The sequence below is a fragment of the Microvirgula curvata genome, from assembly GCF_054781615.1.
Map to the genome: position 1 here is coordinate 18,911 of NZ_BAAGUB010000030.1, position 12,006 is coordinate 30,916.

Annotated in this window: 12 protein-coding genes; 8 read left to right on the forward strand and 4 right to left on the reverse strand. The window is 63.7% G+C overall.

All coding sequences use genetic code 11. The features are described from left to right. Nucleotides 1–125: 125 nt before the first annotated feature. Together rpsT and ACYVG8_RS13225 are read left to right on the forward strand one after the other, a co-directional pair. Nucleotides 126–392 carry a 30S ribosomal protein S20 gene (gene rpsT, locus ACYVG8_RS13220; RefSeq protein ID WP_028499947.1) on the forward strand — a complete coding sequence of 89 codons (267 nt, stop codon included), beginning with the start codon at nt 126–128 and terminating at the stop codon, nt 390–392. An 81-nt stretch (nt 393–473) separates the two neighbouring features. Continuing rightward, nucleotides 474–1,547, forward strand: coding sequence for a phospholipase A (locus tag ACYVG8_RS13225; protein ID WP_028499948.1), 1,074 nt, complete (start codon nt 474–476; stop codon nt 1,545–1,547). A gap of 281 nt (nt 1,548–1,828) precedes the next feature. Here ACYVG8_RS13225 and ACYVG8_RS13230 read toward each other — a convergent pair whose 3' ends face one another. From ACYVG8_RS13230 to fabI, 3 genes are read right to left on the reverse strand one after another with little or no spacing between them, the layout of a single operon-like run. Continuing rightward, entirely contained in the window at nt 1,829–2,998 is a 1,170-nt protein-coding gene (locus ACYVG8_RS13230) for an acetate/propionate family kinase (protein ID WP_028499949.1), read from the reverse strand. Further along, complete coding sequence (locus ACYVG8_RS13235; protein WP_028499950.1) at nt 2,995–3,924, reverse strand: bifunctional enoyl-CoA hydratase/phosphate acetyltransferase; 930 nt, start codon at nt 3,922–3,924, stop codon at nt 2,995–2,997. Before ACYVG8_RS13235 ends, ACYVG8_RS13230 begins: the two co-directional genes overlap by 4 nt. Nucleotides 3,925–3,967: 43 nt before the next feature. Then, nucleotides 3,968–4,744 carry an enoyl-ACP reductase FabI gene (gene fabI, locus ACYVG8_RS13240; protein ID WP_028499951.1) on the reverse strand — a complete coding sequence of 259 codons (777 nt, stop codon included), beginning with the start codon at nt 4,742–4,744 and terminating at the stop codon, nt 3,968–3,970. 291 nt (nt 4,745–5,035) lie between these two features. Here fabI and ACYVG8_RS13245 point away from each other — a divergent pair, with 291 nt between their 5' ends. The 3 genes from ACYVG8_RS13245 to aspS all read left to right on the forward strand — a co-directional run bounded on the left by ACYVG8_RS13245 (nt 5,036) and on the right by aspS (nt 7,777). Continuing rightward, nucleotides 5,036–5,278, forward strand: coding sequence for an FmdB family zinc ribbon protein (locus ACYVG8_RS13245; RefSeq protein WP_028499952.1), 243 nt, complete (start codon nt 5,036–5,038; stop codon nt 5,276–5,278). Nucleotides 5,279–5,281: 3 nt separating this feature from the next. Continuing rightward, a complete protein-coding gene (locus ACYVG8_RS13250; protein WP_036386489.1) occupies nt 5,282–5,905 on the forward strand; it encodes a DUF502 domain-containing protein in 624 nt (207 codons plus the stop codon). Nucleotides 5,906–5,971: 66 nt separating this feature from the next. Next, a complete protein-coding gene (aspS, locus tag ACYVG8_RS13255; protein ID WP_028499954.1) occupies nt 5,972–7,777 on the forward strand; it encodes an aspartate--tRNA ligase in 1,806 nt (601 codons plus the stop codon). 70 nt (nt 7,778–7,847) lie between these two features. Here the strand turns inward: aspS and ACYVG8_RS13260 are convergent, their stop codons facing one another. Beyond that, nucleotides 7,848–9,347 (reverse strand): acetyl-CoA hydrolase/transferase family protein, encoded by a 1,500-nt coding sequence (locus ACYVG8_RS13260; RefSeq protein WP_028499955.1) that lies wholly within the window; start codon nt 9,345–9,347, stop codon nt 7,848–7,850. 457 nt (nt 9,348–9,804) lie between these two features. Between ACYVG8_RS13260 and ACYVG8_RS13265 the strand changes: the two genes are divergently transcribed. The 3 genes from ACYVG8_RS13265 (at nt 9,805) to ACYVG8_RS13275 (ending at nt 12,005) form a co-directional block, all read left to right on the forward strand. After that, nucleotides 9,805–10,422 (forward strand): peroxiredoxin, encoded by a 618-nt coding sequence (locus ACYVG8_RS13265; RefSeq protein WP_107888667.1) that lies wholly within the window; start codon nt 9,805–9,807, stop codon nt 10,420–10,422. Nucleotides 10,423–10,536: 114 nt separating this feature from the next. Then, a complete protein-coding gene (gene zapE / locus ACYVG8_RS13270) occupies nt 10,537–11,691 on the forward strand; it encodes a cell division protein ZapE (protein ID WP_199489872.1) in 1,155 nt (384 codons plus the stop codon). Continuing rightward, on the forward strand, nt 11,688–12,005 hold the full coding sequence (locus ACYVG8_RS13275) for a YnfA family protein (RefSeq protein ID WP_028499958.1): 318 nt from the start codon (nt 11,688–11,690) through the stop codon (nt 12,003–12,005). Before zapE ends, ACYVG8_RS13275 begins: the two co-directional genes overlap by 4 nt. Nucleotide 12,006: the final 1 nt, after the last annotated feature.

A 12,006-nucleotide genomic window follows, 5' to 3' on the forward strand; every position in this document is an offset into this window, starting at 1 on the left:
CAGCGTGCCGAAATGGCCCCGCACGGCAGAAAGACAAATCGTGCTAAGTCATTGTTGTTGCAAAAGCAGGGGCTCATCCTTACAATCGCGTGTTTTACAGAATCCGCTCACCAGGAGAATCATTCATGGCAAACAGCGCACAAGCTCGCAAGCGCGCCCGCCAGGCCCTGAAGGCCCGCGCGCAGAACGCCAGCCTGCGTACCGCTTATCGCACCGCGGTCAAAAAAGTAATCAAGTCGATCGAAGCAGGCGACAAGGCTGCGGCGCAAGCCGTGTTCCAGGTCTCCGGCAGTGTGATGGATCGCATCGCCGACAAGGGCGTGTTCCACAAGAACAAGGCCGCTCGCCAGAAGAGCCGCCTGTCGTCCGCTATCAAGGCTATGGCTGCCTGATAGTCTGGTACGATTCCAGAATGCACAAGGCTTCGCAATTGCGAAGCCTTTTGTATTTCTGTCATACGGAGACTGTCCATCATGCGATTGCCTCTCTTGCTGCCCTGTATGGTGCTGGCCGGCGCCGCACAGGCGGCGGTCCCGCTGACCGATGCGCTGGCACACTGTCGCGCGCTCGGCGAGGATGCCGCCCGGCTGACCTGTTATGACAGCCTGACCGCGCAGCCGCCGGACCCGACGGCGCCACCGGCCGAACGTGCGGCCCAGGCTGCCAGCGCTCCGACCACCGGGGAAGTGCAGAACAGCACCGACACGGCGACGACACCCGCAGAGCCGGTCGTCGCCTGGCGCACGCCGCTGACGCGGCTGTGGGATCTCGACACCTCGGACAAGCGGGGCACCTTCACCCTGCGCGCCTACCGGCCCAACTACGTGCTGCCGGTGTGGCAGAACTTCAATCCGAGCAATCGTGCCCAGTCGCCAAGCCAGCCGCAGACGCCGCTGTTCGATGCGGTGCAGAACACCGAAGCCAAGTTCCAGATTTCGTTCAAGACCAAGCTGTGGCAGGACATGTTCGATACCCCGGCCGACCTGTGGTTCGGCTATACCCAGCAATCGCACTGGCAGGTGTACAACAAGTCGCAGTCGTCGCCGTTCCGCAACACCGACTATGAGCCGGAATTGATGCTGACCGTACCGACCAGCCAGTCGCTGTGGGGCTGGAAGCTGGCGATGGTCGGCGGCGGCCTGGTCCACCAGTCGAATGGTCAGGACGACCCGCTGTCGCGCAGCTGGAACCGGATCTACGCCATGGCCGGCCTCGAACGCGGGCCGTGGACGGTGCTCGGTCGCGCCTGGTACCGGCTGCCGGAAGGCGGCGGGGGCGACAACCCGGACATTACCGACTACATGGGGCATGGTGACGTCCAGCTGATCTACAGCCGCGACGGTTCGCACACCTTCTCGGCGCTGGGCCGGCTCAATGCGGCGACCGGCAAGGGCATGCTGCAGCTTGAATACAGCTTTCCGATCCATGGCCGCCTGCGCGGCTTCGTCCAGTACGTGAACGGCTATGGCGAAAGCCTGATTGACTACAACCACGCCAACAGTTCGCTCGGCATCGGCCTGATGCTGACCGACTGGCTGGAGATGTAGCGGGCGCGGCCAGGAGAAAGCAAAAAACCGCCGTGAGCTTTCCTCACGGCGGTTCAGACTGTCCATCAACCCCGTTCACGAAGAACGGACGAGCGAAGCGGGGGTTTCCCGCGGCGGCGGGAACGGAAGAGACAGGATTCCATCAGGCAGACTGCCGTGCACGACAGTTTCTGTCAGTCGGGCCTGCACCGACACGCCATGGTGAACGTCGGTGCCCGCCTTTATGAACAGTCCGGGCCCCCGGAACGAAGCGTTCCGGGGACTTTTCCTGTCTGACGGCTTCAGGCCGGGATCAGTGCGGCGGCTTCGCGCGCCATCTGGCCTTCCTCGTCGGTCGGAATCACCCAGATGCCACGCGGGCTGTCCACGGTCGAGATCCGCAGCGCATTGCTGTCGTTGGCCGCCGCGTCCAGCTGGAAGCCGAGCCAGGACAGCCGTTCGACGATGCGACGACGGACCGGCGTGCTGCGCTCGCCGATGCCGGCGGTGAACACGATGTGGTCGAGTCCGCCGGCCTGGACCGCCAGTGCACCGACTTCGCGCGCTGCACGGTAGCAGAACAGCTCCACCGCCTCGTTCGCTTCCGGCCGGTCGTTGTCCTGCAGGTCGCGCATGTCGGCCGAGATGCCGGATACCCCCAGCAAGCCCGAACGCTTGTAGATCTCGCTGCGCACATTGGCGACGTTCATGCCGGCCTGTTCCTGCCAGTACAGCACCACCTCGGGATCGAGACCGCCAGGGCGGGTGCTCATCAACAGCCCGTCGGCGGCCGAGAAGCCCATGCTGCTGGCCACGCTGCGGCGCTGGTGCAGCGCGCAGGCGCTGGCACCACTGCCGAGGTGCAGCACCACCACCCGCTGTTCGGCGGCGTCGGGGCCGATCAGCGCCGGCAGCTTGTGGGCAATGGTGGCATACGACAGACCGTGGAAGCCGTAGCGCTGCACGCCCCGGTCATGCCAGTGGCGGGCAATGCCGAAGCGGGCGGCCAGCGGGTCCTGGGTGGTGTGGAACGCGGTATCGAAGCAGCCGATCTGCGGCGTATCCGGGGCGATGGTGGTCAGCGCGTCGATGGCGGCCAGCGCCACCGGCTGGTGCAGCGGCGCCAGTGACGACAGTTCGCGCAGGGCATCGATGGTGGCGGTATCCAGCCGTGTCGCCTGGCGGAAGCGGGTGCCGCCGTGGACGATGCGGTGAACCACGGCCACCGGGTGCCAGCCATGCGTATCCAGCTGGGCCAGCACCGCACCCAGCGCGGCGGCATGACCGCTTTCCCCCAGCGACTGGTCGACCAGCACGCTGCCGTCGGCAGCGGTCAGCGTCAGGTGCGCGCGACCGCGCCCGACGCCATCGACCAGCCCCTTGGCCAGTGCGACATCGCTGCCGGGCAGGAAGCAGCGGAACTTCAGCGTCGCGGAGCCTGCGTTCAGCGCCAGCAACACATTGCAGCTCATGCCTTGCCTCCGGCCCGGTAATGGGCCAGCACATTGGCGACCGCCGCCGATGCGAGGCGACCGTGCGCGTCTTCGGCGCGGCTGGTCAGCACGATCGGCACCCGGGCGCCCATCACGATGCCGGCCGACGCGGCGTCGGCAAGATAGGTCAGCTGCTTGGCCAGCATATTGCCCGACTCCAGGTCCGGCACCACCAGGATGTCCGGCTCGCCGGCAACCTTGGACAGAATGCCCTTGGTGTCGGCCGCCTCGTGCGAGATGGCGTTGTCGAAGGCCAGCGGGCCGTCGAGCATGGCGCCGCGAATCTGGCCGCGATCGGCCATCTTGCACAGGCAGGCCGCGTCGATGGTCGACTGCATGTCCGGATTGACCATTTCCACCGCTGCCAGAATGGCGACCTTCGGCATGGGGACGCCGAGCGCATGGGCCAGGTCGATGGCGTTCTGGGTGATGTCGACCTTGGTCTTCAGGTTCGGCGCGATATTGATCGCCGCATCGGTGATGAACAGCGGTCGCGGATAGGTCGATACCCGCATGATGAACACGTGGCTGATGCGACGGTCGGTGCGGATGCCGAGATTGCGGTCCAGCGCGGCGGACATGAACTCGTCGGTATGCAGGCTGCCCTTCATCAGCGCCTGCGCTTCGCCGCTGCGGACCAGCTCGACGGCCTTTTCCGCCGCGGCATGGCTGTGCTCGACGTCGACGACGCGATAACGGCCGAGGTCGATGTCCAGCGTGTTGGCAAGCTTGTCGAGCTTGCTGCGCGGGGCGACCAGGATCGGCTCGATCAGCCCGTGCTGGGCCGACTCGATGGCGCCGAGCAGCGATTCCGTGCTGCACGGGTGGCAGACCGACATGGTGATCGCCCCATGGGCTTTGGCCTGGGCGATCAGGGGATCAAAGGCGCGTTCGTCTCGATTCATGGTGACGGTCCTGGATTAAGCGGTGGAAAGGGGGGCGGGGTGATCAGACCATGTGGTGGAAGCCGCGGTCGACGTAGACCGTCTCGCCGGTCAGCGCGCGGCCGGCGTCGGAAATCAGGAACGCGGTGGTCATGCCGACATCTTCGATATCGACCAGCTTGTGTTCCGGCGTCTTGGCGATGGCATCCTCGATCAGGCGATCGAAGTGGGCGATGCCGCTGGCGGCGCGGGTGCGCAGCGGTCCCGGCGACACGGCATTGACGCGGATGCGCTTGCGGCCCAGTTCGGCGGCCAGGTAGCGGACGGTGGATTCCAGCGCGGCTTTGACCGGGCCCATCACGTTATAGTTCTCCACTACCTTGTCGGCGCCGTAGTAGGTCATGGTGACGATGGTGCCGCCGTCGGTCATCAGCGGTTCGGCCAGTCGGGCCATCTCGATCAGCGAGTAGCACGACACGCGCATCGCCTGGCCAAAGCCTTCGGCCGAGCAGTCGGTCACGCGGCCGTGCAGGTCGTCCATCGGGCAGAAGGCGATCGAGTGGATCACGAAGTCGAGCTTGCCCCACTTCTTTTCGATCTCGGCGAACACGGCTTCCAGCTGGCCCGGGACCTCGACGTCCATCGGCATGATGATGCCGGCGCCCAGCGATTCGGCCAGCGGGCGCACAAAGCGTTCGGCCTTCTCGTTCAGGTAGGTGACGGCGAACTCGGCGCCGCACTGCTTCAGGACCTCGGCGCAACCGTAGGCGATGGAGTTGTCGTTGGCGATGCCGACGATAAGGCCTTTTTTGCCGGCGATGACGTTGGACAGGTTCTGCATGTAAAGCTCCCGTGCTGGATGACAGCAATAAAATAACAACAGCTAATGACAAACACCTTAAACCACGCCGCTCTGATGACATGGTCAGTCACGCGTTGCAGCGTTTTTTCTTTGCGCCGGCAGTGCGCTATACTTTGCCGTTTGCAAATACCGTATAAGCATACAGGCTGTATGGTATTTTTGCTGCAATGCAGCAAGATGTCATCATGACAATATCTCATCCGACATTTTTCCGATACCGAACGCAAGCGCCGTGCCATGTACACGGTCATGCCAGAGAGAACGACGGTCATGCCGATCTATGAATACCGCTGCGGGAGCTGCGGACACGAGCAGGAACACCTGCAGAAGCTGTCCGCCGACCCGATTGCCGCCTGCCCGCAATGCGGCGGCGGCGATTATGCCAAGCAGTTGTCCGCCGTGGGCGGGTTCCAGCTGAAAGGCGGCGGTTTTTACGCCACCGACTTCAAGAACAAGGCGCCTGCCTGTCCCGCGTCCGCCGCACAGGGTGGCGGTTGCGGAGGCTGCGGCTGAGCGATGCTGAGAGTCCGTCTTACACTGAAGGGTTACCTGGTCACCGGTTTCCTGATCTGGTTGCCGCTGGCGGTGACATTGTGGGTGCTCGACCTGATCGTCAGCACCATGGACCAGACGCTGGACTGGCTGCCGGGCTCCTGGCAGCCGCAGTCGCTGATCGGCTTCCACATTCCCGGCCTCGGTCTGCTGTTCGCGCTGCTGGTGATGATTTTCACCGGCGCGTTCGCCGCCAACATCCTCGGCCAGAAACTGGTCGGCTTCTGGGATGCGCTGATGGGGCGCATTCCGGTGGTGAAATCGATCTACTCCAGCGTCAAGCAGGTCAGCGACACCCTGCTGTCCGGCTCGGGACAATCGTTCCGCAAGGCGCTGCTGGTGCAGTTTCCGCACCAGGATGCCTGGACCATCGCCTTCCTGACCGGTCATCCGGGCAAGGGCGTCATCGAGCACCTGGGCGGCGAGGAATATGTCAGCGTCTACGTCCCGACCACGCCGAACCCGACCTCGGGCTATTTCGTCATGGTCCGGAAGGCCGACACCCATGAACTGGACATGAGCGTGGACGACGCGCTCAAGTACATCATCTCGATGGGCGTAGTGACGCCCGGACAGAAAACCCGTTAATTCCAACAGGGGGCCCTGCCGGCCGTGTGGCCGGCGGGGTGCTCCAAAATCGAAAGTCAGCACACCATGCGTACCGATTACTGCGGACTCATCGACACCCGCTTTCTCGGCCAGACCGTGACGGTCAAGGGCTGGGTTCATCGTCGTCGTGACCACGGCGGCGTCATCTTCATCGACCTGCGCGACCGCGAGGGTCTGGTGCAGGTCGTCATCGATCCGGACACGCCGGAAGCCTTCAGCACCGCCGACAGCGCGCGCAACGAATTCGTGCTGTCGATCAGCGGCATCGTGCGCAATCGCCCGGAAGGGACCGTCAATACCGGTCTGGTGTCGGGCCAGATCGAAATCCTGGCCAAGGACATCGAGATCCTGAACACGGCTGCCACGCCGCCGTTCCAGATTGACGACGAAAACCTGTCCGAAACCGTGCGTCTGACCAACCGCGTCATCGACCTGCGCCGTCCGGCCATGCAGAAGAACCTGCGCCTGCGCTACCGCGTGGCGATGGGCGTGCGCCAGTACCTGGACAAGCAGGGCTTCATCGACATCGAAACGCCGATCCTCGGCCGTTCGACCCCGGAAGGCGCTCGCGACTACCTGGTGCCGAGCCGCGTGCATCCGGGCTCGTTCTTCGCGCTGCCGCAAAGCCCGCAGCTGTTCAAGCAGCTGCTGATGGTGGCCGGCTTCGACCGCTACTACCAGATCACCAAGTGTTTCCGCGACGAAGACCTGCGTGCCGACCGTCAGCCTGAATTCACCCAGATCGACCTGGAAACCTCGTTCCTGAACGAGGGCGAGATCATGGACATCACCGAAGGCATGACGCGCGAGATCTTCCGCGACGTGATGCAGGTCGAGCTTGGCGATTTCCCGCGCATGAGCTATCAGGATGCGATGTTCTACTACGGTTCGGACAAGCCGGACCTGCGCGTCAGCCTCAAGTTCACCGAGCTGACCGACCTGATGAAGACCGAGACGTTCAAGGTCTTCCGCGGGGCGGCCGATCTGCCGAACGGTCGCGTGGTGGCGTTGCGCGTGCCGGGCGGTTCCAGCATCAGCCGCAAGGAAATCGACGACTACACCCAGTTTGTCAGCATCTACGGTGCCAAGGGTCTGGCGTACATCAAGGTCAACGACAAGAGCAAGATCACCAATGACGAAACCAGCGGCCTGCAGTCGCCGATCGTCAAGTTCCTGTCGGTCGACGCGCTGAACGAAATCATGACCCGCACCGGCGCCGACAACGGCGACATCATCTTCTTTGGCGCCGACAAGGCCAAGGTGGTGAACGAAGCCATTGGCGCGCTGCGACTGAAGATCGGTCACGCACGCGGCGAGGCCGGCGGCTACTTCGTGCGCGAATGGCGCCCGCTGTGGGTGGTCGACTTCCCGATGTTCGAGTACGACGAGGACGAAGACCGCTGGACGGCCTGCCACCATCCGTTCACGTCGCCGAAGCCGGGTCACGAAGACCTGATGGAAAGCGATCCGGCCAACTGCCTGGCCCGTGCCTACGACATGGTGCTGAACGGCTGGGAAATCGGCGGCGGTTCGGTGCGTATCCACCGTGCCGAAGTGCAGGAAAAGGTGTTCTCCGCGCTGAAGATTTCGGCCGAGGAACAGCAGAACAAGTTCGGCTTCCTGCTCGACAACCTGAAGTTCGGCGCGCCGCCGCATGGTGGCCTGGCCTTCGGTCTCGACCGTCTGGTGACGCTGATGGCCGGTGCGGAGTCGATCCGCGACGTGATCGCGTTCCCGAAGACCCAGCGCGCACAGTGCCTGCTGACCAATGCACCGAACGTCGTCGACGACAAGCAGCTCAAGGAACTGAGCCTGCGTCTGCGCCAGAAGGCAGAAACGCCGACCGCCTGAGTTATCGGGCTCGTGGCATGAAAAAAAGCCGACCTGTAACGGGTCGGCTTTTTGTCGTTCCGGGCCTGGCTTAGACGGCGGTGGCCAGCATCGAGCCGGTTTCGCGGTAGCGCACATGCAGCTCGAAGGCGCGTTCGAGCCGGTGCGGCGTCTGGCCGCCCAGCGTCAGTGCGTCGCGGTAGTAATCGCGCAGCAGGTCGCGGTACAGCGGGTGGGTACAGTTGTCGATGATCACCCTGGCCCGTTCGCGCGGCGCCAGACCGCGCAGGTCGGCCAGACCCTGCTCGGTGACGATGATGTCCACGTCGTGCTCGTTGTGGTCGCAGTGCGACACCATGGGCACCACGCTGGAGACATTGCCGTTCTTGGCGATCGACTTGGTGGCGAAAATGGCGAAATAGGCATTGCGGGCAAAGTCGCCCGAGCCGCCGATGCCGTTCATCATGTGCGTGCCGCCGACGTGGGTCGAGTTCACATTGCCGTAGATGTCGACTTCCAGTGCGGTATTCAGCGCGATCAGGCCGAGGCGGCGGATCACTTCCGGATGGTTGCTGACCTCCTGCGGGCGCAGCACCAGCTTGTCGCGGTAGCGGTCCATGTTCTGGAACACCTGCTTGTGCTTGGCTGCCGACAGCGTGATCGACGAGCCGGAGGCAAAAGTCATCTTGCCCGAGTCCATCAGGTCGAAGGTCGAATCCTGCAGCACCTCCGAATACATGGTCAGGTTCTCGAACGGTGCATTGACGAAGCCGGCCAGCACCGCATTGGCGATGGTGCCGATGCCGGCCTGCAGCGGCGGCAGTTGTGCCGACAGGCGACCGCGCGACACTTCGTGCTTGAGGAATTCGATCAGGTGGGAGGCGATCAGTGCCGTGTCTTCGTCCGCCGGCAGCACGGTCGACGCACTGTCTGCTTTCTCGGTGATGACGATGGCGGCGATCTTTTCCAGCGGGATATGCACCGAAGTGGTGCCGACGCGGTCGTGCGGGGTGACGATGGGCAGCGGCTCGCGGGTCGGGCGCGGTTTCGGAATCCAGATGTCGTGCAGGCCTTCCAGTGCCGGCGACTGGCTCAGGTTGATCTCGACGATCACCTTCTCGGCCAGGATGGCGAAGCTGGCAGAGTTGCCGACCGAGGTGGTCGGCACGATGCCGCCGTCCTCGGTGATGGCCACCGCCTCGATGATGGCGACGTCCATCGGGCCGATCTGGTTCGAGCGCAGCAGCTCGACCGTTTCCGACAGATGCTGGTCGATAAACATCACTTCGCCGCGATTGATCGCGCGGCGCAGCGTGGTATCGACCTGGAACGGCATGCGGCGGGCCAGCACGCCGGCTTCGGTCAGCACCTTGTCGACGTCGTGGCCGAGCGAGGCGCCGGTAATCAGCGTGATGTGCAGCGGCTCGGTACGGGCGCGTTCGGCCAGCGCGATCGGGACTTCCTTGGCGTCGCCGGCGCGGGTGAACCCGCTGGTGCCGACGGTCATGCCGTCGCGGATCAGTTCGGCGGCCTTGGCCGGGGTAGTGACTCTGTCGAGCAGGGCTGCGCAGCGAATGCGTTGTTCACTCATGATGGTTTCTCCAGCCTGGTCGGCACGTCGGTGACCGGGTCGTGGACTGGCTGCCAGGCGGGCGCGGATGGCGCGGGCATGTGTGTGGGCGCGCGAGTCGGATGAAACATCACGCATGCAGTCAGTGCGGGCCGCGTTCGGGGCGCGTGTGCGGTTCTGGCGACCGTCAGGCTTGTGGTTTTGTAATGTCTCTCAGCGAGACCGCCATTAAAGCACTCCCGGCCAATACGGACAAATATGTTGTCCTATTTGCCCGCTTGCCGGCATGGCCACTGCCCTTGAAAAAAGCCCGGCCATGCCCCATTACTAAGAGGATATGCCCGGATTCATTGATTGCCGCACGCTATGCGCGCCATTAGCCGAATCAATTGGATCGCGCCGGGACGCTTCGTTATAACGTCGGCAATCACATCGGGCGCACCTGCCCACTTTACCCGCATCAAACAAGGAGACCCTCATGGCAGTTCTGGTTGGTAAACAGGCTCCGTTCTTCGCTGACGCTGACAAGACCTTCTCGGCCGTGCTCGGCGACGGCCAGATCGTCGACAACTTCAATTTCAAGAGCGCGACCGCCGGCAAGTACGCCGTCGTGTTCTTCTACCCGCTTGACTTCACCTTCGTGTGCCCGTCGGAACTGATCGCGTTCGATCACCGCCTGGAAGAGTTCAAGAAGCACAACGTCGAAGTCATCGGCGTGTCGATCGACAGCCAGTTCACCCACAACGCCTGGCGCAACACCCCGGTGGAAAAGGGCGGTATCGGCCAGGTCGGCTACACGCTGGTCGCCGACACCAAGCATGAAATTGCCCAGGCATTCGACGTCGAATCCGAAGGCGGCGTGGCCTTCCGTGGCACCTTCCTGATCGACCGTGCCGGCCAGGTCCGTCACCAGGTCGTCAACGACCTGCCGCTGGGCCGCAATATCGACGAAGCACTGCGCATGGTCGACGCGCTGCAGTTCTTCGAAGAAAACGGCGAAGTCTGCCCGGCAGGCTGGAACAAGGGCAAGAAGGGCATGAAGGCCGACCCGAGCGGCGTCGCGTCCTACCTGGCCGAAAACGCCAAGGACCTGTAACGCCTTTGCGTTGCAAAGAAAAACCCGCCTGCCGGCGGGTTTTTTCTTTGCCTGCGCGGACCTGTCCCGCCCGGCTATGCTAGATTGCCGCTTTGCCTCCCCGTCCCTTTTCGCATGTCGCAACACGCTTTCTCTCCCGGTCAGAATACCCAGTTGTCACCCAAAGCCTGGTACGAGCAGCTGGCGGGCCGCCCCGGCTTTATCGTCGACCCGGCCCAGGCCGAGGCCATCGACCATCTGGACCGGCTGTACTTCCAGCTGATGGAATTCAAGAAACGGCGCGGCCGCTTCCTCGGCAAGAGCCTGCGCAATCCGGAAGTGCCGCGCGGGCTGTACTTCTGGGGCGGGGTCGGTCGCGGCAAGAGCTTCCTGATGGATGCGTTCTATGCGTGCGTGCCGTACCGGCGCAAGCGGCGCGTGCATTTCCACCAGTTCATGATGGAAGTGCATGCCGAACTGCGGACGCTGACCAACGAAGCCGATCCGCTGGTCACGGTCGCGCGGCGCATCGCCGAGCGGACACGGCTGATGTGCTTCGACGAATTCCACGTCTCCGACATTGCCGACGCGATGATTCTCGCCCGGCTGCTGAAGGAGCTGTTCGAGCATGGCGTGATCTTTGTCATGACCTCGAATTACCAGCCGGATGCGCTGTATCCGAACGGGCTGCAGCGGATGAATTTCCTGCCGACCATCGCACTGATCAACGAGTGGATGGATGTGCTGAACGTCGACGGGGGGCGCGACTACCGGCACCGGGAACTGACCCGTGAGCCGCTGTATGTGACGCCACTGGCCGGCAGCCAGGAACGGCTGGAAGAAATCTGGACCCGGCTGGCGCCGGGCAAGGCGCTGAAGCGCGAAATCACGCTGTTCGATCGCAAGCTGAAGTGCGTGCGGCATGTGCCCGGCGTGATCTGGTTCGACTTCATGGAAATCTGCGCCGGCCCGCGTGCGCAGACCGACTATGTCGAGATCGCCCGTGCCTATCACACCGTGTTCGTGTCCGGCATGCCGAAGCTGAGTGCCAGCCAGGCCAGTGAAGCGCGACGCTTTACCTGGCTGGTCGACGTGTTCTACGACAGCCGGGTCAAGCTGGTGATGTCGGCCGAAGTCGAGGCGGATGCGCTGTATACCGAAGGGGTGCAGGCCAGCGAGTTCTTCCGCACCGCGAGCCGGCTGTCGGAAATGCAGACCAGCGAATATCTGGCGCTGCCGCATCAGGGCGATCCGTTCGAGCGGGTGCCGGTCGACGATCTGGCGCTGTGAAGACCCTGCTGCTGTATGTGCTGACGGCGGTCGCGGAGATTGCCGGCTGCTACCTGCCGTGGCTGTGGCTGAAACGCGGCGCACCGGTCTGGGTGCTGCTGCCGGCCGCGCTGAGCCTGGCGCTGTTCGCCTGGCTGCTCAGCCTGCACGAAGCCGCCGCCGGCCGCGTCTATGCGGCATATGGCGGCGTGTATATCGGCGTGGCGCTGTTGTGGCTGTGGGGCGTGGATGGCGTGCGGCCGACCGGCTGGGATCTGGCCGGGGCGGGCATCGCGCTGGCCGGCATGGCGATCATCGCCTTCCAGCCGCGCTAGC

Bases quoted from the DNA above. Each gene is read 5' to 3' on its own strand.
- ACYVG8_RS13225 (WP_028499948.1), top strand. From the start codon at position 474: ATGCGATTGCCTCTCTTGCTGCCCTGTATGGTGCTGGCCGGCGCCGCA.
- ACYVG8_RS13250 (WP_036386489.1), top strand. From the start codon at position 5,282: ATGCTGAGAGTCCGTCTTACACTGAAGGGTTACCTGGTCACCGGTTTC.
- ACYVG8_RS13245 (WP_028499952.1), top strand. From the start codon at position 5,036: ATGCCGATCTATGAATACCGCTGCGGGAGCTGCGGACACGAGCAGGAA.
- aspS (WP_028499954.1), top strand. From the start codon at position 5,972: ATGCGTACCGATTACTGCGGACTCATCGACACCCGCTTTCTCGGCCAG.
- ACYVG8_RS13230 (WP_028499949.1), bottom strand. From the start codon at position 2,998: ATGAGCTGCAATGTGTTGCTGGCGCTGAACGCAGGCTCCGCGACGCTG.
- rpsT (WP_028499947.1), top strand. From the start codon at position 126: ATGGCAAACAGCGCACAAGCTCGCAAGCGCGCCCGCCAGGCCCTGAAG.
- fabI (WP_028499951.1), bottom strand. From the start codon at position 4,744: ATGCAGAACCTGTCCAACGTCATCGCCGGCAAAAAAGGCCTTATCGTC.
- ACYVG8_RS13260 (WP_028499955.1), bottom strand. From the start codon at position 9,347: ATGAGTGAACAACGCATTCGCTGCGCAGCCCTGCTCGACAGAGTCACT.
- ACYVG8_RS13265 (WP_107888667.1), top strand. From the start codon at position 9,805: ATGGCAGTTCTGGTTGGTAAACAGGCTCCGTTCTTCGCTGACGCTGAC.
- ACYVG8_RS13235 (WP_028499950.1), bottom strand. From the start codon at position 3,924: ATGAATCGAGACGAACGCGCCTTTGATCCCCTGATCGCCCAGGCCAAA.
- zapE (WP_199489872.1), top strand. From the start codon at position 10,537: ATGTCGCAACACGCTTTCTCTCCCGGTCAGAATACCCAGTTGTCACCC.